We start from the raw sequence: 25,598 nt of genomic DNA, 5'->3' as shown, positions 1-25,598 counted from the left end.
CAGGGCAGGGCTACCTGAAAACTTCAGGCTGGGATTAGCGTTTCCAGCTGGGGGCAACTTCGGTTTGAACGCCGTATTTTTTGATGGCTTTCTGTACCACGTCTTTGCCTACTTTGCCCTGTTTGGCCAAAGCATCCAGCGCGGCCACAGCCACATGGTAGCGGTCTACTTCGAAGAAGCTGCGCAGGTTGGCGCGGCTGTCGGAGCGGCCGAAACCGTCGGTGCCGAGTACCACATAGTCGCCGTTTTCTTTAGGGATATAGGCGCGGATGCGGTCGGCAAAGCTGCGGATGTAGTCGGTAGCGGCGACAACCGGGCCGGCATGGCCTTGCAGCTGCTGGGTAACGAAAGGCAGTTTTTGCTCGGCAGCCGGATGCAGGCGGTTCCAACGGTCGGTTTCGATGGCTTCGCGGTGCAGCAGGTTGAATGAAGGGCAAGACCAGATGTCGGCTTCCACGCCGAAATCGTTTTTCAGCAAATCGGCAGCGTGGATTACCTCCTGCAAGATGGTGCCGGAGCCCATCAACTGAACGCGTTTGTCGCCTTTGCCGCCTTCGCGGAACAAGTACATGCCTTTGAGGATTTCCTGCTCGATGCCTTTGCGTTGCGGCATGGCTGGGTGGGTGTAGTTTTCGTTCATCAGGGTGATGTAGAAGAATACGTCCTCATTATTCACATACATGCGTTCCAAGCCGCTGTGTACGATTACGGCCACTTCGTATTGGAAGGTGGGGTCGTAGCTGACGCAGTTCGGAATCAGGTCGGCTTGCAGTTGGCTGTGGCCGTCTTCGTGTTGCAGGCCTTCGCCGTTCAGGGTAGTGCGGCCTGCGGTGCCGCCCAAGAGGAAGCCGCGTGCGTGCATATCGCCGGCAGCCCAAGCCAAATCGCCGACACGTTGGAAACCGAACATGGAGTAGTAAATGTAGAACGGAATCATGGCGTAACGGTTGTTGGCATAGCTGGTGGAGGCAGCAATCCAGTCTGCCATCGCGCCGGGTTCGTTAATGCCTTCTTGCAGGATTTGACCATCTACGCTCTCTTTATAGAACATCAGTTGGTCTTTGTCTTGCGGGGTATACTGCTGGCCTTTCGGGTTCCAAATGCCGTATTGGCGGAACATGCCTTCCATGCCGAAGGTGCGGCTTTCATCAGGCACAATCGGCACGATGCGGCGGCCGATTTGTTTGTCTTTCAGCAAGGCAGCCAAAATGCGTACGAAGGCCATGGTGGTGGAGAATTCGCGCTCGCCGCTGGATTGCAGCTGGGTATCGAAGGTTTCCAATGGTGGAATCGGCAGGGCCTCGTTGTTCGGATGGCGTGCAGGCAGGTAGCCGCCCAAAGCATTGCGGCGTTCGCGCAGGTATTGCATTTCCGGGCTGTCTTCGGCAAAGCGGAAGTAAGGCAGGTCACCGCTGTCGATTTGCTCGTCGGTTACCTGAATACCGAAGCGGTCGCGGAATTGTTTGAGCGACTTCACGTCCATTTTCTTGGCTTGGTGGGCAACGTTTTGGCCTTCGCCGGACTGACCCATGCCGTAACCTTTGATGGTTTTGGCCAAGATTACAGTTGGGCGGCCGTCGGCGTTGTTTACGGCTTCATAATAAGCGGCATAAACTTTGTGCGGGTCGTGGCCACCACGGTTCAAGGCCCAGATTTCGTCGTCCGACATATCGGCCACGAGGGCTTTCAGTTCGGGCGTGTTGAAGAAGTGTTCGCGAACGTATGCACCGTCTTTGGATTTGAAGGTTTGGTAGTCGCCGTCCAGGCATTCTTCCATGCGTTGTTTCAGGGCGTTGTTGGTGTCACGTGCCAAGAGGCCGTCCCAGCGGCTGCCCCAAATCACTTTCAACACATTCCAGCCCGCACCGCGGAAGTTGCCTTCCAATTCTTGGATAATTTTGCCATTACCGCGTACCGGGCCGTCCAAACGCTGCAGGTTGCAGTTGATTACAAAGATCAGGTTATCCAAGCCTTCGCGGGCGGCCAGCGCAATGGCGCCTTGGCTTTCCGGCTCGTCCATCTCGCCGTCGCCGCAGAAGCACCATACTTTGCGGCCTTTGGTTTTGGCCAGGCCGCGAGATTCCAAGTATTTCAGGAAGCGCGCTTGGTAAATCGCCATCAGCGGACCCAAGCCCATGGATACGGTGGGGAACTGCCAGAAATCAGACAGCAGGTGGGGGTGCGGGTAAGACGGCAGGCCGTTGCCGCCGACTTCTTGGCGGAAATTGTTCAGTTGGTCTTCGCTCAGGCGGCCTTCCACGAATGCACGGGAGTAGAAGCCGGGAGCGGAGTGGCCTTGAACATAAATCAAATCGCCTTCTTCGCCGGCAGCTTCGTTTTTGGCGCGCCAAAAGTGGTTGAAGCCCACGTCATACAAAGTGGCGGAAGATTGGAAGGAAGCGATGTGGCCGCCCAATTCCAAGTTTTTCTTGCCGGCACGCAGCACCATGGCAGCGGCGTTCCAGCGGATGGCGGCGCGGATGCGGTGTTCCAGCTCGTGGTTGCCGGGTGATTTCTGCTCTTTGCCGACCGGAATGGTGTTCAGATACGCGGTGGTGGCGCTAAACGGCAGGTACACGCCGCGGCGGCGGGTATAGCGCACTAGGTTTTCCAATATAAAATGCGCCCGCTCCGAGCCTTCGTTTTCCAGCACGGAACTGAGCGCATCCAACCACTCTTGAGTTTCAATCGGGTCGATATCATGTTTTTCAGCAGACATAAATTCCTATCCTCTTTACTTGGGTTAAACAATGAGCTTCGCTTTTTCGTTTGGCAACACAGTAGAAATCAGCCATAAAAGCATATGCTTAAACAGCCGAACCGGGAAGCTGTTGTTTTCCGAAAATTTCCACAGCGCCAACAATGCCGCAACACTCTGTATTTCCGTGAAATATTAACAGCCTTACGCCTGATTGGCAACGTTTTTTTTCAGGCTTTTAAAGCCTTTATCCTTCAAGGCACAAGCCCCATCCCGGCATCCCGCCGCCTAAAAAACCATCCGAAACAGCCCGAATCGGCACATACACAAAACAACAAAACAGAACCTTCTACCCCGCGCGCCGTTTGCGCAACAAAATGAGCACCGCCCCATCGTTCGCACCATGCGGCTCGGCATAAGCCAGCACTTCCGGATGCGCCATCAGCCAGCGGCGCACCAAACTTTTCAACACCGGCACAAAGCCCTGCGAACCCAGCCCGCTGCCGTGAACGATTTCCGCGCACACCCCGCGGCGCAACACTTCCTCAATAAACTCGCTCAACTCCCGCTGCGCCTCTTCGCGCGTGCAGCCGTGCAAATCCAAACGCCCCACGCACGGCCAATGCCCGGCCACCAGGCGGCGGATGTCGTCTTGCCCGCGGCCGTTTTTGCAAAACGAACGCGGCGGTTCGTGTTCGCTGTCGGTGCTCACATAGAAATATGCCTCCTCATCCCATTCTTCATCATGAAACCGCCGTTTCAAAGGCTTATCATCTTTCGGCGCAGCCACCCGATTACTGTTTTTCAGCGGCGTAACCTTGCCCACCGCCGCCGCGAAATCCGGCTCGTCCCGGCGCTGCCGCTGAGCCTGAGCAGCAGCTTCTTCCTGCCGCCGTTTTGCCTCCTTACCCAATTGCTTTAACAGCTTTTGCGTATCCTGTTTATCCATTATCCGGCTCCATATCTGATTTCATCTTTATCATCATCCGGCTATTTTATAACCGAAGCGGCACAAGCGAATACCACCACATAATTTTCAGGTAGCCCGATTGCCAATAGGCTACCTGAAAAACTTGAAGCCTCATGCTGCAATATGGCAATGCCAATCTATCTACTTTTCAGGTAGCCTTGGCCGTACAGAAAGGCTACCTGAAAAACTCTCCACCCTCTCCACACTTACCCCGAGCAAACACAAAGAGTTTGTACACAATCCCAATCTGCCGCCATTTTTCAGATAGCCCACCCCCGCGTAAAGGCTACCTGAAAACCAGTTTCGCCACACTGCCCCGCAGCCGCCCGCATACTTGCGGTATAATCCGGCACAACCATTTCCCTGCCACCCAAGAGGAGCCCCACCATGCAGCACACTTGCGATATCGTCGTTATCGGCGCCGGCCCGGCCGGCCTCAGCTTCGCCGCCGCAGCCGCCCCCAGCGGCCTGAACATCCTGCTCATCGAACAAAGCAGCCAAGAAACCCTGGCCAACCCGCCCTACGACGGCCGCGAAATCGCCCTCACCCACCCCTCGCGCGGCATCATGGAAAGACTCGGCATCTGGCAAAACCTCCCCGCCGAAGGCATCTACCCGCTCAAAGCCGCCAAAGTCATCAACGGCAGCTCCCCCTACACCCTCAACTTCCCCGCGCCCACCGACGGCAAAGGCCAGCTCGGCTTCCTTGTTTCCAACCACGACATCCGCCGCGCCGCCTACCAAGCCGCCAGCCAACATGAAAACGTCCATTTCCTCGCCGGCCATAAAGTGCAGGAAGCCGTAAACGGCGAAGAGAGCGTGAGCATCCTGCTCGACAACGGCGACACCGTATCCGCCCGCCTGCTCATCGCCGCCGACAGCCGCTTCTCGCAAACCCGCCGCCAGGCCGGCATTTCCGCCGACATGCACGACTTCGGCCGTACCGTGCTCGTGGCCCGTTTCTCGCACACCACCTCCAACGAAAACACTGCCTACGAATGCTTCAGCTACGGCCGCACCATCGCCCTGCTGCCGCTTGGCGAACACATGACCAACTGCGTCATCACCATCGACAACCGCCGCCTGTATGAAATCACCGAGCTCAGCCCCGAAGCGCTGGCCGCCGACCTTGAGCAACACCTGCAAGGCCAACTCGGCAAGATGACCCCGGCCGGCAGCATCCACACCTATCCCTTGGTCGGCGTACACGCCCGCCGCTTCTCCGCCCGCCGCACCGCCCTCATCGGCGACGCCGCCGTGGGCATGCACCCCGTCACCGCCCACGGCTTCAACCTCGGCCTCGCCAGCGCCGACATCCTGGCCGGCCTCATCGTACAGGCCGCCACTTCCGGCCAAGACATCGCCGACACCAAGCTTTTGGAAAAATACGAAGCCAAACACATCCTGCACACCCGTGCGCTGTATCACGGCACCAATTTCGTGGTGAAACTCTTCACCAACGAAACACCGCCCGCCAAATTCCTGCGCAACACCGTACTGCGCCTGAGCAACCACCTGCCGCCAGTGAAAAAACTGATCACCAAGCAGCTCACCGGTTAGCCTGCAGCCGCCTCCCAAATATTCTCAGGTTCCGTTACCGCCTAGATTGGCAACCACATTGGCCTCGATATATAACATCCTGAGAATGAGAGGGAAAAGTGCAAAACACTTTTATTTTTCGTATTCAGAAGTTACTGTCCATCCCGCTGCCGATATTCGGGCATCCGCCCGATTCGGCAGCCACTATTTTATAGTGGATTAACAAAAATCAGGACAAGGCGGCGAGCCGCAGACAGTACACACTTTACGGCAAGGCGAGCCAACGCCGTACTGGTTTAAATCTAATTCACTATAATCATTGCCAAGCGGTTCGCACGCCGCCCATTCAACCTACCCTGCCCTACTGCCTGTCTTTTCATTTGAGTTTTCCCATGCTTGCCAGCCTGATTGATTTCATCCTACATATCGACCAACGCCTCATCGAGCTCACCCAAACCTACGGCCTGTGGATTTACGCCATCCTGTTCCTCATCGTGTTTTGCGAAACCGGGCTGGTGGTTACGCCCTTCCTGCCGGGCGATTCGCTCTTGTTTGCCACCGGCGCGGTAGCGGCGCTGGGCGGGATGAATGTGCATATGGCGGCCGTGCTGCTGTTGGCGGCGGCGGTAATCGGCGATGCGGCCAACTTCGCCATCGGCAAGTATTTTGGCGAAAAGCTGTTTGCCAAACCGGATTCGCGCGTGTTCAAACGCGAGTATCTGGATAAAACCCATGCCTTCTACGAAAAATACGGCGGCAAAACGATTATCCTGGCGCGGTTCGTGCCGATTGTGCGCACCTTCGCGCCCTTTGTGGCAGGCATGGGCGATATGCATTACGGCCGCTTTATCCGCTACAATATCATCGGCGCGCTGATGTGGGTGGGGCTGCTCACTTATGCGGGCTACTTCTTCGGCGAGCTGCCGGTGGTGAAAAATAATTTCGGCTTGGTGGTGATCGGCATTATCGTGGTGTCCGTGCTACCGATGGCGGTGGAAATCGCCAAGGCTAAGTGGGGGAAGAAAGCTTAGTCTGCCGCTCCTGCTTCATTTTCAGGTAGCCTCTTACCATAGCGAATTAAAATAGTGACAAGCCAACGCAGTAGCAGTCTTATTGTCATCCACTCTATTTTTAAACGGCTGATCTCTTTTCAGGTAGCCTTCACGTTTTCCTATGATTTATCCTTGGCATGAATCCGCCTGGCGGCAATTGGCTGCCCAATGGGACAACCGCCCCAACGCCTGGCTGCTCACCGGCCGGCGCGACACCGGCAAAACAGCGTTTGCCCGCCATCTGGCGCAGGCGCTGTTGTGCGAACAGCCGCAGGCCGAACACCAGCCTTGCGGCAACTGTCCTTCCTGCCATCTGTTCGCTCAAGGCAGCCATCCAGACTACTATGAACTCACGCCCGAGCTGCCTGCCGAAGGTGAAAGCGCGCGCAAGCTGCTGCAAATCAAAATCGACGCCGTGCGCGCCGTGCTATCGCCACTGCTGCAAAGCTCCGTGCGCGGCGGACTGCGCGTGGTGCTGGTGCAGCCGGCGGAAACCATGAATACCCAAGCCGCCAACGCGCTGTTGAAAATGCTGGAAGAGCCGCCCGCATCGGTGGTGTTCCTTTTGGTGACCCACAACAAAGACCGCCTGCTGCCCACCATTAAAAGCCGCTGCCGCCCCTTCCTGCTGCCCGCCCCAAGCGCCGAAGAAGCCTTAGGCTACCTGAAAACGCAAAACACCCCGCAAGCCGAAGCCCTGCTTGCCTTCCACAGCGGCGCCCCGCTGTTTGCAGCCGAGCCGGAGCAAGACGCGATGCGCGAAGAGCTGTGCCAACTGCTGGCCAAACCGCGCCTGTTGGCCATGCTGGATTACGCCGCCGCCTTCGACAAACAAAAATGGCCGCTGGCCGTGTTTCTCGACTGGCTGCACAAATGGCTGGCCGACACCGCACTCGCCCAACAAAACCTGCCCCCGCTCTACTACCCGCAACACCAAGCCGCCATTTTTCAGGTAGCCTCACGCACCCAGGGGACAACCTTATTCCAACTGGTACACACCCTAAACCGCCTCAGCCCTTACGGCAGGCATACCTTAAGTGTTAGAATGCAGGTTGAAAATTTGTTAACCGGCTATCTTGCCTTCTGGCAAAACAAACCGCTTTAAGAAAACAAACCCGTTATTTATTTTGCATAAACGTTACTTACTCAAACAAGGAAATACCCATGAGCACACCCGCCGACAACGCCCCCGGCCGCATGATGAGCGTCAGCCTCAAAGACAAACCCATCGCCTACTACAGCTACATGCCGTTTCTGGAGCACGGCGGCATTTTCGTGCCCACCAACGACGAATTCAAAATGGGCGAAGAAGTGCTGCTGGTATTGGAACTGTTTGACAATCCGGAAAAATTCTTCCTGCGCACCCGCGTAGTGTGGATCAACCTCAGCCGCACCACCAACGGCCAGCCGCAAGGCGTAGGCCTCGCTTTTGGCGACGACGAAACCGGCATCAAATGTAAAAACTACATCGAAGACCAACTGCCCGGCCTACTGCACACCGACCGCGCCACCTACACCATGTAGCCATGCTGATCGATTCGCACTGCCACCTCAACTTCCCCGACCTCGCCCAAAGGCTACCTGAAGTCCTCGCCAACATGGCCGAGGCCGGCGTGGACAAAGCCATCGCCATCAGCGTGAGCCGGCAGAGCTTCGAAGAAGTGCACGCCATTGCCCAAAATCACCCCAACATCTACGCCACAGTCGGCATCCACCCCGACGACCCGGAAGCCGAAGAATTCAGCTTGGAAGAACTGCTGGAACGCGCCGACCGGCCCAAAGTGGTGGGCATCGGCGAAACCGGCTTGGATTATCATTGGTGCAAAGGCGATCTGGCCTGGCAGCACCAACGCTTCGCCCTGCACATCGAAGCCGCCAACCGCAGCGGCCTGCCGCTTGTCGTCCACACCCGCGACGCAGCCGAAGACACCATGCGGCTGCTGCGCGAACACCAAGCCCACGCAGGCGTTATCCACTGCTTCACCGAAGACGTGCATATTGCCAAATCAGCGCTGGACTTAGGCTTCTACATCTCCTTCTCCGGCATCGTTACCTTCAAAAACGCCACCGCCATCCAAGAAGCCGCCCGCTACGTGCCGCTCGACAGGCTGCTGGTGGAAACCGACTCCCCCTACCTCGCGCCCGTTCCCAAGCGCGGCAAGCCCAACGAACCGGCCTACGTCCGCCACACCGCCGCCTTCGTTGCCCAGCTGCGCGGCGACAGCTTGGAAACCATCGCCCAAGCCACCACCGCCAACTGTCTGCGCTTATTCAATTTAGCGGATTAACATCAAGATGCTGCGCCTTGGCGTACTGCTTCGATACAACCAGTGCTGAAACTCCAATCCTCCCCCTAGCTAGCGCATTCGAAAGAAATAAGGCTACCTGAAAATTTTCAGGTAGCCTTTTGTGTACAGATATCCACATACAGCAAGCCAAATCGTCTTTCCATATCAATCAGTGAGCTGCACACTGCGCAGCAACATGGCAAGGCGAACCAACGCTGCAGCGGAAGTCCGGTTGGTTTGCCATAGCCGATAACGCTTTTCCGATACAGCAGATTAACGGAAATCCGCCGCTGCGAAATTAAGACGTTGGCGCAAGCTCCAGGCTACCTGAACACCACAGCCAAACAAAACAGGCACAACCGCGAAGTTGTGCCTGTTTGCTTATCCGCCACTGCGATTAGCGGGCGGGCGAACAATCTTTATACAGCATCTGGCCGTTGGGCGCGCTCACGATGATGTCTTGGCTGCGGTAGTTGGCCGAATCCATGGCATTAGTGGTCAGGCGGTAGCCGTTGGCGCTGAATACAGTGTCCACATTGTCGGAAGCCGACAGGTTGTACGGCAGGCGCAGGTTGCGGTTGTTCACTCGCAGTTCGGCGCTGGTGGGCACACCGGCAGAGTTGAAGTGATAATTCACGTTCACGCGGCGGCCTTGCTGGCAAACATAGGCCACGCTGCCGCTGCGAGCTGAAGCTGGCGGAGCTTGGCGGGCAGGCTCGTTTTGGCGCGGATTACAGTCTTTATACAGGAATTCGCTGCGCGGCGAGAGAATGCTGATGCCTTCTTCAGTGCGGTAGTTACGGGCGGTGAGCGCCGGGCCGGTCAGGTTGTAGCCGGCGCGGTCTTTAAACGCTGTGCCCGTGCTGTCGGAGCGGCGCGCGTCGAAAGCCATGTTGCGGTTGCTGCCGTTGAGGCGGGCGCGGGCAGACACGGGTTTGCCGCGGCTGTTGAACTGATAGCTCACATCCACCTGTTTGCCTTGTTGGCAGACATAAGACACGGTGCCGCCGGCGGCGAATGCCGGGGCAGCGATACCTACGGCCAAAGCAGCTAATGCAGTTGATTGCCAAAATTTCATTTTCAAACTCCCTTCACGTTGGAATGTCATTGGCGTTCTCTAGTCGGATCGGCCTTTTGCGCGACCAAAACCCAATGCAGAACAATGAGTGCATTGTAACAGACCGTTTTCTTAAGCTACGGTTAGCCCTAGGTTAAAGTTTGTAGCGGCTGTATGGGCAAATCATGTTTCAGGTAGCCTGCAATCAGAAGTAAAGGCTACCTGAAAACAGCCTTATCCAGCCGCCATTTTATAGAGGATTAAATTTAAATCAGGACAAGGCGGCGAGCCGCAGACAGTACACACGTTACGGCAAGGCGAGTTAACGCTGTACTGGTTTTTGTTAATTCACTATATTTTCAGGTAGCCTCAACAAAACAGGCGCGGTTCGGCACACCGCGCCTGCTGCTTTATCCAAACTCAATCCACGTTCACCATCACCAGCTGCATCCGGCAAGCACTTACGGCGCTCAGCGCATGGCGCTCGTTCGGGGCGAGATACACCACATCGCCCGCATGCAGGATTTCGTGGCGCGCGCCGATGGAGAAATCCATCTCGCCTTCCAGCAAGGTAACCACCACGGCTTTGGTGGAGGTGTGCTCGGTGAGCACTTGGCCTGCATCCAGCGTGAAAGCCACCACGCGCAGCAAATCGTTGTTCAGCACGGTGCGCGAAGTGGTGGCCTGCTCGCTCACAGGCAGCGCCTGGTTCAGGCCGAGTTTGAATAGGGATTCGGATATAGGGGTCACAGCAGTTGCAGACATCAGATTGCTCCTTATTTGTTAACGGGTGGGAGAAAAATCCGGCCGGCAGGGTTTGATTGGATATTTTATTATTGTTTGAAATGGTTAGCCGCCTAATGCAGGCTAGATGGCGGCAAACTTAATAAGCTGAAACCATCATAACATATTTTCAGGTAGCCTTCCCGCTGCCCGGCAGGCTACCTGAAACCCCCCAAATAGTTTACACTTCGCCATTGATATCCATTCCCGCCCGCAAGACGAAAGGCCCAGCCTCATGAAACTGTTTTCGCTCATCATCAAACTGCTGCTTTTGGCGGTTTTTATCATTTTAGCCGCATTCAACACCCATATCGTCAGCTTCAGCTACCTGCCCGGCAGCGAAATCAGCCTGCCGCTGATCCTGCTGCTCTTGGCGTTTTTCGTTATCGGCGCGGTGTTCGGCGTATTTTCCATGTTCGGCCGCCTGCTCTCCTTGCGCCATGAAAACAACCGCCTGCGCAACGAAGTGCGCAAAAACGCCCGCATCGCGCAGGAGCAGCTGCAAACGCCCGCGCCCGCCGATGCCGCCCAGCCTGTGCCCGACGCCGCACCGGTGAAGGAATAGGCGCATGGACGGCAATATTTGGTGGTGGCTCACCCCGATTATCCTGCTGCCCGTCTTCTTTGCCATGGGCTGGTTTGCCGCCCGGGTAGACATGAAAGCCGTGCTCAAGCAGGCCAAATCCGTGCCCGCCGCGTTTTACGCCAGCCTGGATGCCCTGGTAGACCGCAATCTCGGCAGCGCCGCCCGCCACCTGGCCGATATGACCGAGCTGCTGCCCGCCGGCGACAACGCCCACGAGCTGCACCTCACCCTGGGCAAACTCTACCGCCAGCGCGGCGAAAACGACAAAGCCATCCGCCTGCACCAAGCCCTGCTCGAAGCGCCCGAAACCATAGGTGGAAAGCGCAACCAAGTGCTGTTCGAGCTCGGGCAAGACTACCAAAGCGCAGGTTTGGTAGACCGCGCCGAGCAGATTTTCCTCGGCCTGCAGCAAGGCAATATGGCCGCCCAAGCCCGCCAGGTGCTGCTGAATATCTACCAGCAAGACCGCGACTGGGCCAAAGCCATCGACACTGCCCAGCTGCTCAGCCACGACGAACAAACCTACCGCTTCGAAATCGCCCAATTCTACTGCGAGCTGGCGCAAGCCGCCCTGTTTAAATCCGACTTCGAGCAAGCCCGTGCCAATATTGCCAAAGCGCTGGACGCCAACCGCAAATGCGCCCGCGCCAACATGATTCTCGGCGATTTGGAGCAAAAGCTGGGCAACTACCCCGCCGCCGTGGCCGCCTACACCGCCATCGAAAAACAAAACCATGCCTACTTGAGCATGGTGGGCGAAAAACTGTATGACGCCTACGATGCCCAAGGCGAAGCCGCCGCCGGCCTCGCCGTGCTCACAGGCTACCTGAAAACCTTTCCCCAGCTTGATTTGATCAACGTGGTTTACGAAAAATCGCTGCTGCTCTACGGCGAAGAAAAAGCGGCCGAAACCGCCGTCGAACTCGTGCGCCAAAAGCCCGACCTCGGCGGCGTATACCGCCTGCTCGGCTTGCGCCTGAGCAACCTCGATCCTGCTTGGAAAAGCGATGCCGACATGATGCGCGGCGTAATCGGGCGCACCCTGCAGAAAAACGTGATGTACCGCTGCCGCCACTGCCACTTCAAATCGCAAGTATTCTTCTGGCACTGCCCCGCCTGCAACAAATGGGAAACCTTCACCCCCAACAAAATCGAAGTTTAGCCCCGAACGGAAAACAAAATGCCCGATAACATGATGACCATCAACCAAATGTACCGCATGCTCAATGTATGGACACACCGCATCCGCCACAGCGACCATTTCATCGAACGCTACAGCGGCGCCCAACGCGCCCTGCTCGCCTACCTCAGCCTCGACCTCCTGATGGAAGACGACGGCTTCGTGTTGCTGATTGCCGATGGCCGGGGCGAACATGCCCTCGCCCCTGAAACCGCCGAATACCTGCGCCAATGGGGCGTTCGCGACACCCCCGATATCATCGACCGCGCCCGTACCCTCTATCAGCAGCACGGCGCTGCCATCCAGGCCGCCGCTCAAAACGGCAGCAGCATTGAAGAGCTGCGCAAGCAATTCCCCCAGTTCGACGAACTCGACGCCGACTACTGCCTCGTATGCGAAGACGACTTCTGCACCGTCTGCCCCTATATCCGCCGCCACCCCGCAGAATTTGCCGAGCTCACCGCCGCCGCAGGCGAAATCGGCAGCCCCATGCCCCCGCTTGATGCTTAAATTAAAGGCTACCTGAAACCCATTCCTTAGCAACACGGCTTTCAGGTAGCCTTTTCCCATTTCAACCCCATCCGCTCTCATCCCATGAATCCCCTCATCCTCGACTCCGCCGCACCCGCCCGCCGAACCCCCGTTATCGTTGCCCTCGATTTTGCCAACGAAGCCGACACCCTCGCCTTCGTGCGTCGCTTAAGCCCCGATTTGTGCCGCCTCAAAATCGGCAAAGAGCTGTTTACCGCCACCGGCCGCCGTCTGGCCGAAGCCCTGATCAACCAAGGCTTCCAGCTCTTCCTCGACCTCAAATACCACGACATCCCCAACACCGTCGCCGCCGCCTGCCGCGTGGCTGCCGATATGGGTGTGTGGATGGTGGATATGCACACCGTCGGCGGCCGCCGCATGATGGAAGCCGCCGCCGAAGCCGTGGCCAACCACCGCCAACGCCCCCTGCTCATCGGCGTCACCATCCTCACCAGCATGGAGCAGGCCGACCTCAACGAACTCGGCCTCACTGCCCCCATTGCCGATTGGGCATCCCGCTGGGCCGCCCTGGCGCAGCAATCCGGCCTCGACGGCGTAGTTTGTTCTCCGCACGAAGCTGCCACCCTGCGCCAGCAACGCGGCAGTGAATTTGTGCTGGTTACGCCCGGCATCCGCCCCAATCCCAGCGGCAACCAAGACGACCAACGCCGCATCATGACCCCCGCCCAAGCCCTCGAGGCCGGCAGCAGCTACCTCGTGATGGGCCGCCCCATCACCCAAGCACCCGACCCCGCAGCCGTGCTGGCCGAAATCAACCGCCTGGCCAACCCTGCCGGTTAAGCAGCCAATATAATTAGGCTACCTGAAAGCAGAGGCTATCTGAAACCCCGCTTCATTCGTTTTAACTGCGTTGAAGCTTCGCTTTCAGGTAGCCTTTGTTCATTTCGCCGCCAACCATCCCCTTCCCGGCCTCTTGCTGCCAACTGACAAGCCAGCCGTTTTCTTGTACAATCCGCCCCTTATTTCGTCAAAATCCGTAAACAATTCTGCAACTGAGCTAAGATTTCCATGAATAGCGAAACCGGCCTTATTCAACTGTTTTCCCAACATTTTCCGATTATCTACGAATATCGCCAAATGTTCTTCTTCGGCGTGCTAGCCACCATCGGCATCGCCGCCATCGCCACATTTTTCGGCGTTATCCTAGGCCTATGTAATGCACTGATCCGCGTAATTAAAATCGAAAAAGGCAATGCAGTTACCCGTGGCATATTGTGGCTGCTGCAGCAATGTTCACGCCTATACGTGACATTTTTCCGGGGTACTCCGCTGTTTGTACAGATTCTCGTGTGGTATTTCGTTTGGTCGCCGATACTGGTGCACCCGCAGCACGGCCTTCTTATTGATGGGGAACTGGCAAGGCAATTGCGACAAAATTACGGCGCATTGATTGCCGGTGTACTTGCCTTATCAGTCAACTCCGGCGCATACATTACCGAAATCTTCCGCTCCGGCATCAAATCCATCGACCGCGGCCAAATGGAAGCCGCCCGCTCGCTCGGTTTGAGCTATGGGCAAGCCATGCGCTACATCATCCTGCCGCAAACCGTCCGGCGTATGCTCGGCCCTTTGGGCAACGAATTCATCACCCTGCTCAAAGACAGCTCACTCTTGGCCGTCATCGCCGTACCCGAACTGGCTTATGCCGCCAAAAGTGCGGCCGGACGCTTCTCGACAATGGAAGAGCCGTATTACTTTATCTCCCTGATATACCTACTGCTGACTATAGTATTGGCCTGGTTCTTCGCCCGCTTGGAGAAAAAATACAATACCGACGGCAACCGCTAACCGCGCTAACCGCCTGTTTCCAGCAACCAAAAGGCTACCTGATTGTTCAGGTAGCCTTTTTATCATCTGCAGTGCTTACTCTGCGGGCAAAAACCGATCCACGCCATTTTCACACCACACCAGCTTCTGCTCCTGAGCAGCGGCCAGCAGGCGGTCGTTTTCCGGCAGGGCGGCGCGTTCGGCTTCGGGGTGGTAGAGGTGGTAGGCCACGGCGGCGAATTTCAGGTTGGCGCGTTGGCCGCCGTTGTTGAAAAAGCGGGCGACAAATTCGCTATCTTCGCGCCCCCAGCCGACAAAATCGCTGTTGAAGCCATTGATTTTCAGTGCGTCTTCGCGGAAGAAAGCCATATTACAGCCGCGGATGCCGTGAAAATCATTGCGGGTTTCGCGGCGCAGGATGCGCTTGGACAGCCACGGCAGGCGGCAAGCGGAGAAGCGTTTTTCAAAGCGTTTTTCCAAACCCTTTTCATACCATTTCAATACTCGGTAGCTTGAAGGATTGGCCAGCAGCTCGTTGGTTTTCTCCGGCGTGAGAATCACGCGGCTGCCCTGCACAAACAGGCCTTTTTTCGCGGCGTGTTTGTGGTCGGCGATAAATTCGGGATGCAGCACCATATCGCCGTCAATAATCACAATATAGTCGCTGCCCGCCTGTGCCAAGGCGCGGTTGCGCGATTCGGCCAGGCGGAAGCCGTCGTCGGGCTGCCAGGCATGCAACAGCGGCACGGGAAACTGCGCCCGATAGCGTTCGACCACGGCGCGGGTATCGTCGCGCGAGCCGTCGTCGGCCACAATCACTTCCTGCGGCAGCACGTGCTGCGCCAACACTGAGCGCAACACGGCTTCCAGCGCGTCGGGGCGGTTATACGTGGTGATGATGAGCGACACGGTGAGCCGCTGGTTGGCCTCGTGCAGCTTGATGTATTTATAGTAGGCGCCACTGGCGTTGGCAAAGGCAATCGTCCAGCCGTCACTGCCGTCAAACATGCCGCGTTTCAAAATATAGTTTTTGAAAAACGCCGCCGCGCCGTGCCCTACTGCGCCGAGCACCGAAGCGCGCCGTTTGAATTGCTGCTGTGCGGCAAACAAATCGGTGTAGTGCTGCATTTTGCTGATGAGGGCGGCGGCGCCGTCGAACGAGTAATGCAGGAGCGGATGTTTTTCAGGTAGCCTCACCACGCTGCTGCCGGCCGGTTCGATTAGGGATTCGTGCACTTGGTTGTCGTTGAAGCGCACGGTTTGGCGCTGATAGAGGCGTTTCACCCAATCCGGATACCAGCCGCAGCTTTTGATGGGGCGGCCGCGATAATGGTTCAGGCGCGGCAGGGCATAGATTTTGCCGCTGTCGCTCCAATCCAGCGCGCGGATGGCTTCCACTTGCTCGGGCGGCAGGATTTCGTCGCTGTCGATATTGAGCACCCAATCGTTGCGCGCCAAACCGGCGGCCAGGTTTTTCATCGGGCCGAAGCCGATAAAATCATGATGGTGCACAGCCACATTGGGGAAGCGGCGGGCAATGTCGAGCGTGCGGTCGGTGGAGCCGTTGTCGAGCACGATGATTTCGTCAAACGCGGCCAGCGCGGCCAGGCAGGCTTCCAAGTGCCGCTCGGCGTTTTTCACCAGCATGGTGATGCTCACGGGAATGGGGGTCATAAGGTCTCTTCTATTGAATACGATTGGATGGCAAAGGCTACCTGAAAGCGAAGCTTCAACGCCGTTAAAACAAACGAAGCGGGGTTCTGCGAAGCCAAAACAAGCAAAGCGGGGTTCGCCAAAACAAGGCTTCCGAAAACAGCCGAGCCAAGGTTTCAGGTAGCCTCTAACGCCGTTTGCGGGCAGGCGCAGGCGTTTGACCGGCAGCATACACCACAAATACGGTCGGCTGCTTGTGCAGGTCGGGCAGTTGCGGCTGCTTGCGCCACTCGCCCGCCATCATGCTGATGATGCGCTGTTCGGGCAGGGTGAGGTTGCTGGCGGCGCACAACAGGGTATCGGCTTGCAACGTGGCTACGGCATCGGCCAGCAAGGCGTTGTTGCGATATGGGGTTTCGATGAAAATTTGGCTTTCGTTGCGGCGCTGCGAATCCTGCTCGATGGTTTTCAGGTAGCCTGCCCGCCCGGCAGAATCGGCAGGCAGATAGCCGCGAAAGGCAAACTGCTGGCCGTTGGCGCCGGAAGCCATCAGGGCGAGCATCAGGCTGGACGGCCCCACCAGCGGCCACACGGCAAATCCGGCGCGATGCGCCAGTGCCACCAGCGCCGCGCCGGGGTCGGCCACCGCGGGGCAGCCGGCTTCGCTGAGCAAACCCATGCTGCGGCCTTGGTGCAGCGGTTGCAGCAAATCGGGCAATTCGGCAGGTTCGGTGTGCTTGTTTAACGTACGCAGGCTAAGCTCTTGCAGCGGAGCGTTCAAACCGAAATGGCGCAGGCAGGCGCGGGCGGTTTTCTCGCCTTCAACCACAAAGTCGGTGAGCCCGGCCAGCAGCTTTTGCTCGTGCGGCAGAAGGCAGGGGGTATCCGGGCTGCCTAGCGGAGTGGGGATAAGGAATAAAGTGGGTTGCATAGTTTTGTTGCTGGCTTAGAAAAGGCTACCTGAAAATTTGGTGGGCTATCTCTCACTATTCGGAAACTTGCTGGTGCGTTTTAGCTTCGGAGAAACTCGCCTCACTCATTTTAACTGCGTTGAAGCTTCGCTTTCAGGTAACCTATGCCGTATCAAAGCGTTTCACGGTAGGCATCCAAATCGGCGGCGGTTTTGGTGGGGATAAATTGGGTGATTTGGTATTCGGCCAGTTTGGCTTGGTAAAACGGGTCTTCGGCAATCACGGCCTCGACCTGCGCCCGGCTGTCGGCACGCACGATAATCACGCCGCCGGTGCGCGGTTCTTTGCGGCCGGAAAGCAAAAACGTGCCGGCGGCATAGTGGCGGTCGAGATAGTCGATGTGGGCGGGCAGATAAGCCTCAATCTCGGATAATGGTTTGATATAGTTTAGGGAAACGATAAACATAACTTGCCTTCTTGATTCATTCAAACATTTTAATGAGGCTACCTGAAATTTCAGGTAGCCTCAAGCTCACAAAACCGCCACCCCTTCAGCCTGCAAAAAATCAATCAGCCGAAAAATCGGCAGGCCGATGAGGGCATTGGGATCACTACTGTCGATGCGTTCAATCAGTGCGCCGCCCAAACCTTCACTTTTCGCGCCGCCGGCGCAATAAACTGCGTCCGGTTCACGCTCCAGATAACGGGCGATTTGCTGCGCGATAAGCGGGCGCATCTTCACCGTGGTGGTATCCACATGGCGGTGCAGGCTGCCTGAAAACGTATTGAGCACACACAATGCGCTGTAAAAATGCAGCTCTTGCCCGGCGGTTTCAGCCAGCATTTGTTGTGCTTTCGCCACGTCCATCGGCTTGCCCAACTGCTGCCCGTTGCAGCAGGCCACTTGGTCGGCACCGATAATCAAATGCTGCTGGAAACGTGCAGCCAGTGCGCGGGCTTTGGCCTCGGCCAAACGTTGGGCAGTTTGGCGGGGGGCTTCTCCGGGCAGCGGCGTTTCATCGCAATCAGGCGAGGCGGTTTCAAATTGCAGGCCGAGCTTGGCCAGCTGTTGCCGTCGGAACAGCGAAGAAGAAGCGAGGACAATCGGCAGGACTGTGTTCATAAACCGTATTAAAATATTGACGTTTCAGGCGGCTGATTATATCATGACGCGTTTATGTCAGACCCTATTTTGATTGATCCGAAAGCGCTGGCCGAACAGGCGCAGCATCTGGCCGGCGAAATCCGGCTAAGCGAGATGGATGAGCGCGTGAGCCGGCACGAGTTTTTGGCCGAACGGCAAACGCCGGTGTCTTTTGCCTTACAGGGCGGCTGCGACAAACGGCAGCGCCTGTATTTGGATTTGTCGGTTTCAGCACAGTTGTCGCTGGTTTGCCAACGCTGCATGCAGCCGCTGCCCTTTGCTTTAAACGAACAGGCGCGTATCGTTTTGTTTGACAGCGAAGAGGCGCTGGATGAAGCCATGGCGGCCGAAGAAGAGCTCGAAGGCATGTTGCCGGAGGCGCAGTTGGATGTCGGCACGCTGGTGGAAGAGCAAATTTTGATGGCGCTGCCGTATGCCCCCTGCCACGAAAGCTGCCATTCTGATAAGCTCGATGCCGTCAATCAAGATCGCCCCAATCCGTTTGCTGCTTTGGCGGCGTTGAAAAGTGGTCGTTAATTTTTTTATTCAGGTTTATCCTCAGGAGTTTGCAACATGGCTGTTCAACAAAACAAAAAATCCCCCTCCCGCCGCGGCATGCACCGCGCCCACGACGCGCTGACCGCTCCCGCTCTGTCTGTAGACAGCGCTACCGGTGAAGTACACCGCCCGCACCACATTTCCGCCAACGGCATGTACCGTGGCCGCAAAGTGGTGAAGGCCAAAGACGAGTAAATCAGCCATAGGCCGATTCCAAGCCAGCAGATTGCCCTTAGCAATTACTGGCTTTTTTGCATTACAAGCATAGGGCAGCAAATCAAGCTGAAGTTTCAGGTAGCCTGAAACTGCTTCAGCCTTGCCGATGAGTTGCCCTCCATTCAGCAGCTGTTTACAATCTGTCGTTACGCATACGCCCCAACAACGACAACCCGCGCTGCGCCGACTCAACAAAGGATTGAAAATGTCGGAAAAAATTTGGTATACCTACGACGAAATTCATCAAGCCATTCGCCAATTGGCACAAAAAATCCAAGCGTCCGGCACCCGCTACGATGCGATGATCGCCATCGGCGGCGGCGGTTTTATCCCCGCACGGATACTGCGCAGCTTCCTGAATATTCCAATCTACGCCATCACCACCGCCTATTACTGCAACGACCAGAGCCACACCACTCGTGATTCCGTGCAGAAAGTTCAATGGCTCGACCCCATGCCGGAAAGCCTGAAAGGCAAACACGTTTTGGTGGTGGACGAAGTGGACGACAGCCGCGTTACCCTGCAATTCTGCCTCGAGCAGCTGCAAAAAGAAGACTTTGCCTCGATGAGTGTGGCTGTATTGCACGAAAAAATCAAAGCAAAAAAAGGTATCCTCCCGCCCGATATCGCCTATTTCAGCGGCCTGGTTACGCCCGATTGGTGGATCAACTACCCCTGGGATGCCGACGACATCACCGAACACAACGCTCTAGCCGCTCAAAAACCGCAACTGCCCTAAGGGCTACCTGAAACCATCCGTCCGCCGCTACTCTATTCTATTTTTCAGGTAGCCTCATGGCACGGCAACGGAACACAACGGAAGCACAGAATCAAATGATCACTTTAGCCATAGACGCCATGGGCGGCGATGCCGGCCTCACGGTTACCATTCCGGCAGCCTTGGCCTTCCTACAAGAAAAAACCGATGTCAAACTCATTCTAGTAGGCAATGCAGAAGCCATCCGCAGCGCTCTGGGCGAACACGCTTCACACGAGCGGCTGCAAATCATACATGCCAGCGAAGTGGTGGGCATGGACGAAGCCCCGCAGTCAGCCTTGAAAAACAAAAAAGACTCCTCTATGCGTGTGGCCATCAGCCAGGTGAAAGAAGGGGCAGCGCAGGCCGCCGTATCGGCTGGCAATACTGGCGCCCTCATGGCTACCGCTCGCTTCGTGCTCAAAACCCTGCCCGGCATCGATCGGCCGGCGATTGCCAAATTCATGCCCTCCAAAGGCGGCGGTCTCGCCCTGATGCTGGATTTGGGTGCCAACGTGGATTGCTCTGCCGCCCAGCTGCTGCAATTTGCCGTGATGGGTGGCGAACTGTTCGGCGCCATGTATCCGCGCAACAGCCAACCGCGTATCGGCCTGCTTAATGTCGGCACTGAAGACATCAAAGGCGGCAGCGTGATTAAAGAAGCACACCAGCTGTTGCAACAAAGCCCGCTGAATTTTGTCGGCAACGTAGAAGGCAACGCCGTGTTCAGCGGCGAAGTCGATGTTGTGGTGGCCGACGGCTTTACCGGCAATGCCGTACTAAAAGCCATTGAAGGAGCAGTTAAATTCATCGGCGGCATTATCCGCGAAGAATTCAACCGCAACTGGCTGAACAAACTGGCGGCCCTGCTGGCACTGCCCACCCTGCGCGGCTTCAAAAACCGCCTCGACCCGCGCAAATTCAACGGCGCCATCTTCCTCGGCCTGCGCGGCATCGTGATCAAAAGCCACGGCGGCGCAGACGTAGAAGCCTTCAAATATGCCCTACTCGAGGCCTACCACGAAGTCGAATCCGGCTCCATGGCCAAAATCGAACAAGGCATCGCCACCCAAATGGCACGCCTGACTGCCGCAGCAGAACAAACCCAAACCGCAACTGCCCCTGCAGAGTAAGCCCAGACCATCCCGCAACCGAAAGGACGGCACAGCATGAATTGGCAACAACCCTGGATTATCGGCAACTGGAAAATGAACGGCCGCCGCAGCTCGACAGCGGCATTCGCCCAAGCATGGGCGGCACAAAGGCTACCTGAAAACGTCAGCACCGGCATTGCCGCCCCCCTGCCCTATCTGCCCGATTTGAAACAAGCCGCCCCCGCCCTGCCCGTCGGCGCACAAGATGTCAGCCGCTTCGATAAAGACGGCGCGTTTACCGGCGAAACCTCCGCTGCCATGCTGGCCGACCTGGGCGCACAATTCGTGCTGCTCGGCCACTCCGAACGCCGCCAGTATTTCGGTGAAAACAACGAAGCACTCTCCGCCAAATTAGACAACACCTTAGCCGCCAGACTCATCCCGATTCTGTGCGTGGGTGAAACCCTAACCCAACGCCAAGCTGCGCAGGAACAGGCCGTAGTGGCCGAGCAACTCTCCGTATTGCGCGGTAAAGCCATGCCCCACATCGCCGTCGCCTACGAGCCGGTGTGGGCCATCGGCACCGGCCAAGTGGCCTCAGCCGGACAAATTGCCGATATGCACGCTTTTATTTACGCAGAACTCTTGTCTTTCGCCAACAAGAGTGCTAATATCCGCGCTCTTTACGGCGGCAGTGTCAATGCACAAAATGCACAAACCATCCTGACCCTGCCAAATGTAGACGGTGCCTTAGTCGGCGGCGCATCCTTGCAGGCCGACAGTTTTGCCGCCATCGTTCAAGCCGCAGCAAAACAATAAATAGCGAAACAAACATGGAAGCTTTCAAAACCCTTATTATGATTATCGGCGGCTTTGCCTCGATTGCCGTCATCGGCCTGGTGCTGGTGCAGCAAGGCAAGGGTGCTGATGCCGGTGCCGCTTTTGGCACGGGTAGCGCGCAAGGCGTATTCGGTTCTGGCGGCAGCGCCAACTTCCTCAGCCGCAGCACCGCTATTGCCGCTACTGTATTTTTCTGCTGCTGCTTGACACTCAGCATTATTTCATCCAAGCAGGGCAGCAGCAAACTTGGTTTGGATGCACCCGCTGCACAATATCACGCTCCGGCTACTTCCCAACCTACAGCAGCCAGTCAGCCGGTTATTCCGGAGTAAAAACGAATTCTGATTTTCAGCCGACATGGTGGAATTGGTAGACACGCTATCTTGAGGGGGTAGTGACCGTAGGTCGTATGAGTTCAAGTCTCATTGTCGGCACCATCAAATAGAAACAGCCCAAATTTTCGGGCTGTTTTTTTACGTCTAACGCCATCCAATGCAATCAGCCAAATTCAATACAGGCAAGGGTTTCAGGCTGATTCAAGTTATCCTTTCTCTTTCCTTGCTAAGCTAATCCCGTCTAATGCCGTCTAATTGAATTGCCCCCTTTGTGGGGGTATGATTGGGGGCATCCAGAAAACGCCCTCAAAAATATACCCCCAGAATGCCCCTGAACGACCGCCAAATCAAGAACGCGAAACCTACCGGCACAGGAAAGAAGGCCAAGCTGTTTGACGGCGGCGGCCTGTATCTGGAAGTTACTCCGGCAGGCGGTAAAATCTTCCGCTTGAAATACCGTATCGACGGCAAGGAAAAAACGCTGACTATCGGCAAGTATCCTGCCGTTTCCCTCTCCGAAGCGAGGCAGGAGGCAGAGAACGCCCGCCGCCTGCTTTCAGACGGTCAAGACCCCGCTGCCGCCAAGCAACAGGAAAAACAAGAGCGAAAAGCTGCCGCCCTGAATACCTTCGAAGCCCTAGCGCGCCGATGGCACACCGACAACCTGCACCGCTGGCAGCCCGCCCACGCCGAACGCATCCTTGCCGATATGCAAAAGGACGTGTTTCCCCATATTGGGCAAATACCGCTGGCCGAAGTAAGCGTTTCCGACGTGAAAAACGTTATAGTGGATTAAATTTAAATCAGGACAAGGCGGCGAGCCGCAGACAGTACAAATAGTACGGCAAGGCGAGCCAACGATGTACTGGTTTAAATTTAATTCACTATATTGCCGCCATTGTGGCGCGCGGCGCCAATGTAACCGCCGAGAAAGTGCGGCAATGGATAGGCGCGGTGTAGACCTATGCCGCCATGCTGGAGATAACCAACCGCAATCCAGCCGTACCACTACGCGGCCACTTCGAGAAAAAGACCACCCGCCACATGCCCGCCCTGCCGCGTGAAGAACTGGCCGAGTTTTACCGCCGCCTGATACTGGCCGAGATTGACCCGGCAAACAAAATCGCCCTATTGCTGCTGATGCTGGTGTTTGTACGCAATACCGAACTACGCGGCGGGCAATGGGTGGAAGTGGACTTTCCAGCGGCGCAATGGATTATTCCCGCCGAGCGCATGAAGATGAAACGCAGCCATACCGTACCGCTTTCCGATTGGGCGCTGGAGCTGTTGCAGGAGCTGCATGGCCTAACCGGTAATACCCCCTATCTATTCCCCAGCCGTACCAAACAAAACGGCCATATCAGCGAAAACACCCTAGGCAAAATCATGAACGGCATGGGCTATAAGGGCATTGCCACCCCGCACGGCTTCCGCAGCTTGGCAAGCAGCATACTGAATGAGCAGGGCTACAACCCCGATGCCATAGAACGCCAGTTAGCGCATGAAGAAAGCAACCGGATTAGAGGCGCCTACAACCGCGCCGAGTATCTGGCCGAGCGGCGGGAGATGATGCAATGGTATTCAGACTATCTGCGGGAGCGATACCGCCAAGCCCAAGCCTTGATTGAAACAACCGGGGCTACCTGAAAAACCAGACACCGGCGGGCGGGCTGGTGTTTTATTCTGCTTAGCTTTGTCCTTAACCCCGCGCAATGCCGTATAACGGCGTATTGCGGCCAATAGCACATAAGACCTCTTGCGAAAATATTCATCCCATCGCATTAACCAGTCCTGCAATCAGATTTGCCCTTAACCCGAACCGTTTCCGCCTGTTGCGGTAAGGCAGCGACAATATTTTGAATATCTTCAGTTTCCTGTTGATGTGCTCGATGACGGTTCTGAGTTTGCCTAACCGCCTGTTCGCCTCTTTATCCTGTTTGTCCGGCGGATGACGTTTGGATTTCTTTTTCGGGGTCTGTAATCCGGTTTTGGCCAATCCTTGATAACCCTTATCCGCAATGACTATTTTGTAGGGATAAAGCTCTGCAAGGTGCCTCTTGGCTAAACGCATGTCATGCCGGGCACCCATCCCCGTCCGGATGCTGATGATTTTTTCCGTTTCCCTGCCGTATATGACCCGGATTTTAACCGTGTGCCGCCTTTTCTTGCCGCTGTAATACTGCCGCTGTTTTTTTGGGACGTTCAATCGGGCTTTCGGTAACGTCAATGATGACCGTTTGGTCGCCCGGATTCTTGTGCTTTGGCAGGGAGAAGCGTTTGCAACGGATGAGGGCGTCCTCGGTTTTACGGATGGTGCGGCAGACATTACTTTCGGAAAGGCCGTAGATGGCGGCCAATTCGAGTTGGGTATGGTAATGGCGCAGATAGCTTAGGGTAAGCAGCAGTTGGTCTGCCAAACCGAGCGTATGCGGCCTGCCCGACTTGACCTTCCGGCTTTCTGCTTCTGTGGTGACTTGCAGCATTTCATGAAAAAGGACGGGCGTTACACCTGTGAGCCGTTTGAATTCCCTGTCGCTTCTTTGGATTAGGTTTTCGTATTTCATTTGGGAATTGTAAATCTTCAGGATACTTTCGCAAGAGGTCTATTTAATCCTCCTAATCAAATTGACAAAACAACGCTTCCAAAATACTACCCAGCCGAACAGCATCCACAGTCCGATTGGCAGATGACATAATAGTAAGACGGCATAAATTGTACCATTAATCCAACCCTTAGAGCCGAGTAGCATGGGTAAGGCTAACTCATCAATGGCAAAGATATTCATCCAAGCAGCCCCTACACCTATAAATAGTAATATTATATTAGCCAATCCCAACCAAAGCATGCGTCCGAAACTTATCTTCCGGTTCATATCCAGCGCCGAAGCACCCATCGCATACAGAATCTTCCATAACACCAATGTCAAACATACGATAACCGGCAGGGCAAACAATAGCCGGAAAAACTGCAATAAAAAGGTGGCATCGGCTATCGGCTCGTGCAGCAGCTCTTCCGCCGTATAGTTGGTGAAGATGCTTTCCCACATAAATATGCCATGGTCATTCGGGCTGTACGGCGCCACATCGATATTGGCCCGAAACCAGGCAATCACTGCCTCCGCCCAATCCGGCCGCCACACCAAGTGCCGCTCCACTCCCTTCCCCTGTACCCAGGCGAGGATGAAAAACAGCTCGAACAGCCAGATGCAAAACAGCAGGCAGGCTGCGCCACGGCGCAGGCGGTCGGGCGGCAGGCCGCCGTAGTAGGCGTAATACTGCGCCAATGCTTCGCGGGCTTCGGGGTCTTCGGTGTTGCGGATAACTTGTTCGGGATCGGCTGCGGAATGGGGGAAGAAGCGTTCGCTGACGGCATCGTAGAGCGGGGGGATAAACCAGATCAGGGCGGCCAGCATCAGATACCAGCCGAAATTGGCCAGCAGGTTTTGGGCGGGGGCGAGGCCGCGCACGCGGAAGCCGAAGGTCTCGGCGGCGAGCCACAGCACGGCGGCCATGCAGACGGCGTAGCGGCCGATGTATTGCTCGTAGGTGCTGGTGGTCAGCACCCAAACGGCGGAGGGCATGGGCGGGGGTTTGGGAACGGAACGGCGGGGCATATAG

30 protein-coding genes, 1 tRNA gene and 1 pseudogene are annotated in these 25,598 nt (G+C 56.4%); 22 read left to right on the top strand and 10 right to left on the bottom strand.

The window, feature by feature from the left end:
* Positions 1–34: 34 nt before the first annotated feature.
* The gene (gene aceE / locus ELB75_RS04460; protein WP_126982892.1) at positions 35–2,719 is read right to left on the bottom strand and encodes a pyruvate dehydrogenase (acetyl-transferring), homodimeric type; all 2,685 of its coding nucleotides are present in this window, start codon (positions 2,717–2,719) and stop codon (positions 35–37) included.
* Positions 2,720–2,803: 84 nt separating this feature from the next.
* On the opposite strand from aceE, the gene ELB75_RS12630 reads away from it, so the two are divergent.
* Positions 2,804–3,079, top strand: a complete 276-nt coding sequence (locus tag ELB75_RS12630; RefSeq protein ID WP_206501492.1) for a hypothetical protein — start codon at positions 2,804–2,806, stop codon at positions 3,077–3,079.
* Here ELB75_RS12630 and ELB75_RS04455 read toward each other — a convergent pair.
* A complete protein-coding gene (locus tag ELB75_RS04455; RefSeq protein WP_126982891.1) occupies positions 3,048–3,647 on the bottom strand; it encodes a Smr/MutS family protein in 600 nt (199 codons plus the stop codon). The genes ELB75_RS12630 and ELB75_RS04455 overlap by 32 nt on opposite strands.
* A 100-nt stretch (positions 3,648–3,747) precedes the next feature.
* Between ELB75_RS04455 and ELB75_RS04450 the strand changes: the two genes are divergently transcribed.
* The 6 genes from ELB75_RS04450 (at position 3,748) to ELB75_RS04425 (ending at position 8,547) form a co-directional block, all read left to right on the top strand.
* Positions 3,748–3,936 (top strand): hypothetical protein, encoded by a 189-nt coding sequence (locus ELB75_RS04450; protein ID WP_126982890.1) that lies wholly within the window; start codon positions 3,748–3,750, stop codon positions 3,934–3,936.
* 119 nt (positions 3,937–4,055) lie between these two features.
* Positions 4,056–5,228: a 5-demethoxyubiquinol-8 5-hydroxylase UbiM gene (gene ubiM, locus ELB75_RS04445; protein WP_126982889.1), complete on the top strand. Its 1,173-nt coding sequence runs from the start codon at positions 4,056–4,058 to the stop codon at positions 5,226–5,228.
* A gap of 371 nt (positions 5,229–5,599) precedes the next feature.
* Positions 5,600–6,238, top strand: a complete 639-nt coding sequence (locus ELB75_RS04440) for a DedA family protein (protein WP_126982888.1) — start codon at positions 5,600–5,602, stop codon at positions 6,236–6,238.
* Between the two features lie 142 nt (positions 6,239–6,380).
* A complete protein-coding gene (gene holB, locus ELB75_RS04435; RefSeq protein ID WP_126982887.1) occupies positions 6,381–7,364 on the top strand; it encodes a DNA polymerase III subunit delta' in 984 nt (327 codons plus the stop codon).
* Between the two features lie 59 nt (positions 7,365–7,423).
* A complete protein-coding gene (locus ELB75_RS04430) occupies positions 7,424–7,783 on the top strand; it encodes a PilZ domain-containing protein (RefSeq protein WP_126982886.1) in 360 nt (119 codons plus the stop codon).
* A gap of 2 nt (positions 7,784–7,785) precedes the next feature.
* On the top strand, positions 7,786–8,547 hold the full coding sequence (locus ELB75_RS04425; protein ID WP_126982885.1) for a TatD family hydrolase: 762 nt from the start codon (positions 7,786–7,788) through the stop codon (positions 8,545–8,547).
* A 397-nt stretch (positions 8,548–8,944) separates the two neighbouring features.
* On the opposite strand, the gene ELB75_RS04420 is transcribed toward ELB75_RS04425, so the two are convergent.
* Together ELB75_RS04420 and ELB75_RS04415 are read right to left on the bottom strand one after the other, a co-directional pair.
* The gene (locus ELB75_RS04420) at positions 8,945–9,625 is read right to left on the bottom strand and encodes an ACP-like domain-containing protein (protein WP_126982884.1); all 681 of its coding nucleotides are present in this window, start codon (positions 9,623–9,625) and stop codon (positions 8,945–8,947) included.
* A gap of 399 nt (positions 9,626–10,024) precedes the next feature.
* Positions 10,025–10,354: a cupin domain-containing protein gene (locus ELB75_RS04415; protein ID WP_241236105.1), complete on the bottom strand. Its 330-nt coding sequence runs from the start codon at positions 10,352–10,354 to the stop codon at positions 10,025–10,027.
* Between the two features lie 268 nt (positions 10,355–10,622).
* Here ELB75_RS04415 and ELB75_RS04410 point away from each other — a divergent pair, with 268 nt between their 5' ends.
* From ELB75_RS04410 to ELB75_RS04390, 5 genes are all read left to right on the top strand, one after another.
* The gene (locus ELB75_RS04410) at positions 10,623–10,952 is read left to right on the top strand and encodes a LapA family protein (protein WP_126982882.1); all 330 of its coding nucleotides are present in this window, start codon (positions 10,623–10,625) and stop codon (positions 10,950–10,952) included.
* Between the two features lie 4 nt (positions 10,953–10,956).
* Positions 10,957–12,135 (top strand): lipopolysaccharide assembly protein LapB, encoded by a 1,179-nt coding sequence (gene lapB / locus ELB75_RS04405; protein ID WP_126982881.1) that lies wholly within the window; start codon positions 10,957–10,959, stop codon positions 12,133–12,135.
* An 18-nt stretch (positions 12,136–12,153) separates the two neighbouring features.
* Positions 12,154–12,663, top strand: coding sequence for a DMP19 family protein (locus ELB75_RS04400; protein ID WP_126982880.1), 510 nt, complete (start codon positions 12,154–12,156; stop codon positions 12,661–12,663).
* Between the two features lie 84 nt (positions 12,664–12,747).
* Positions 12,748–13,485: an orotidine-5'-phosphate decarboxylase gene (pyrF, locus tag ELB75_RS04395; protein ID WP_126982879.1), complete on the top strand. Its 738-nt coding sequence runs from the start codon at positions 12,748–12,750 to the stop codon at positions 13,483–13,485.
* Between the two features lie 228 nt (positions 13,486–13,713).
* A complete protein-coding gene (locus ELB75_RS04390) occupies positions 13,714–14,493 on the top strand; it encodes an amino acid ABC transporter permease (protein ID WP_126982878.1) in 780 nt (259 codons plus the stop codon).
* Positions 14,494–14,568: 75 nt separating this feature from the next.
* Here the strand turns inward: ELB75_RS04390 and ELB75_RS04385 are convergent, their stop codons facing one another.
* The 4 genes from ELB75_RS04385 to ELB75_RS04370 form a co-directional block, all read right to left on the bottom strand.
* A complete protein-coding gene (locus ELB75_RS04385) occupies positions 14,569–16,146 on the bottom strand; it encodes a glycosyltransferase family 2 protein (RefSeq protein ID WP_126982877.1) in 1,578 nt (525 codons plus the stop codon).
* A 166-nt stretch (positions 16,147–16,312) separates the two neighbouring features.
* Entirely contained in the window at positions 16,313–17,056 is a 744-nt protein-coding gene (locus ELB75_RS04380; RefSeq protein ID WP_126982876.1) for an SAM-dependent methyltransferase, read from the bottom strand.
* A gap of 152 nt (positions 17,057–17,208) precedes the next feature.
* Positions 17,209–17,502, bottom strand: a complete 294-nt coding sequence (locus ELB75_RS04375) for a YciI family protein (RefSeq protein WP_126982875.1) — start codon at positions 17,500–17,502, stop codon at positions 17,209–17,211.
* A gap of 66 nt (positions 17,503–17,568) precedes the next feature.
* Positions 17,569–18,159: a Maf family protein gene (locus tag ELB75_RS04370; protein WP_126982874.1), complete on the bottom strand. Its 591-nt coding sequence runs from the start codon at positions 18,157–18,159 to the stop codon at positions 17,569–17,571.
* A 54-nt stretch (positions 18,160–18,213) separates the two neighbouring features.
* Here ELB75_RS04370 and ELB75_RS04365 point away from each other — a divergent pair, with 54 nt between their 5' ends.
* From ELB75_RS04365 to ELB75_RS04325, 10 genes and pseudogenes are all read left to right on the top strand, one after another.
* On the top strand, positions 18,214–18,717 hold the full coding sequence (locus tag ELB75_RS04365; RefSeq protein WP_126982873.1) for a YceD family protein: 504 nt from the start codon (positions 18,214–18,216) through the stop codon (positions 18,715–18,717).
* Positions 18,718–18,753: 36 nt separating this feature from the next.
* On the top strand, positions 18,754–18,933 hold the full coding sequence (gene rpmF, locus ELB75_RS04360; RefSeq protein WP_003824258.1) for a 50S ribosomal protein L32: 180 nt from the start codon (positions 18,754–18,756) through the stop codon (positions 18,931–18,933).
* A 226-nt stretch (positions 18,934–19,159) separates the two neighbouring features.
* On the top strand, positions 19,160–19,693 hold the full coding sequence (locus ELB75_RS04355) for a phosphoribosyltransferase (protein ID WP_126982872.1): 534 nt from the start codon (positions 19,160–19,162) through the stop codon (positions 19,691–19,693).
* A gap of 95 nt (positions 19,694–19,788) precedes the next feature.
* Positions 19,789–20,844: a phosphate acyltransferase PlsX gene (gene plsX, locus ELB75_RS04350; protein ID WP_126982871.1), complete on the top strand. Its 1,056-nt coding sequence runs from the start codon at positions 19,789–19,791 to the stop codon at positions 20,842–20,844.
* A gap of 36 nt (positions 20,845–20,880) precedes the next feature.
* Positions 20,881–21,624 (top strand): triose-phosphate isomerase, encoded by a 744-nt coding sequence (gene tpiA, locus ELB75_RS04345; protein ID WP_126982870.1) that lies wholly within the window; start codon positions 20,881–20,883, stop codon positions 21,622–21,624.
* Between the two features lie 14 nt (positions 21,625–21,638).
* Complete coding sequence (gene secG, locus ELB75_RS04340; RefSeq protein ID WP_126982869.1) at positions 21,639–21,977, top strand: preprotein translocase subunit SecG; 339 nt, start codon at positions 21,639–21,641, stop codon at positions 21,975–21,977.
* 19 nt (positions 21,978–21,996) lie between these two features.
* Positions 21,997–22,082 (top strand) — tRNA-Leu (locus ELB75_RS04335).
* 223 nt (positions 22,083–22,305) lie between these two features.
* Positions 22,306–22,776: a tyrosine-type recombinase/integrase gene (locus ELB75_RS04330; RefSeq protein ID WP_126982868.1), complete on the top strand. Its 471-nt coding sequence runs from the start codon at positions 22,306–22,308 to the stop codon at positions 22,774–22,776.
* Positions 22,758–22,870, top strand: a pseudogene (locus ELB75_RS12625) (IS5/IS1182 family transposase); the annotation flags it as partial. The gene ELB75_RS04330 and the pseudogene ELB75_RS12625, both read left to right, overlap by 19 nt.
* 82 nt (positions 22,871–22,952) lie before the next feature.
* Positions 22,953–23,627: a tyrosine-type recombinase/integrase gene (locus ELB75_RS04325; RefSeq protein ID WP_126982867.1), complete on the top strand. Its 675-nt coding sequence runs from the start codon at positions 22,953–22,955 to the stop codon at positions 23,625–23,627.
* Between the two features lie 121 nt (positions 23,628–23,748).
* Here ELB75_RS04325 and ELB75_RS04320 read toward each other — a convergent pair.
* Both ELB75_RS04320 and ELB75_RS04315 read right to left on the bottom strand, forming a co-directional pair.
* Positions 23,749–24,544 (bottom strand): IS5 family transposase gene (locus tag ELB75_RS04320; protein WP_126982866.1). Its coding sequence is split into 2 segments (ribosomal slippage): positions 23,749–24,177 and positions 24,179–24,544, totalling 795 coding nucleotides; the frame shifts between segments, so codons are not numbered across the junction.
* Between the two features lie 39 nt (positions 24,545–24,583).
* Complete coding sequence (locus ELB75_RS04315; protein ID WP_126982865.1) at positions 24,584–25,594, bottom strand: hypothetical protein; 1,011 nt, start codon at positions 25,592–25,594, stop codon at positions 24,584–24,586.
* Positions 25,595–25,598 lie beyond the last annotated feature (4 nt).

The organism is Eikenella corrodens, from assembly GCF_003990355.1.
In the GTDB taxonomy this organism is placed as follows: Bacteria; Pseudomonadota; Gammaproteobacteria; order Burkholderiales; family Neisseriaceae; genus Eikenella; species Eikenella corrodens_B.
This window is presented reverse-complemented; position numbering and strand designations above follow the sequence as displayed.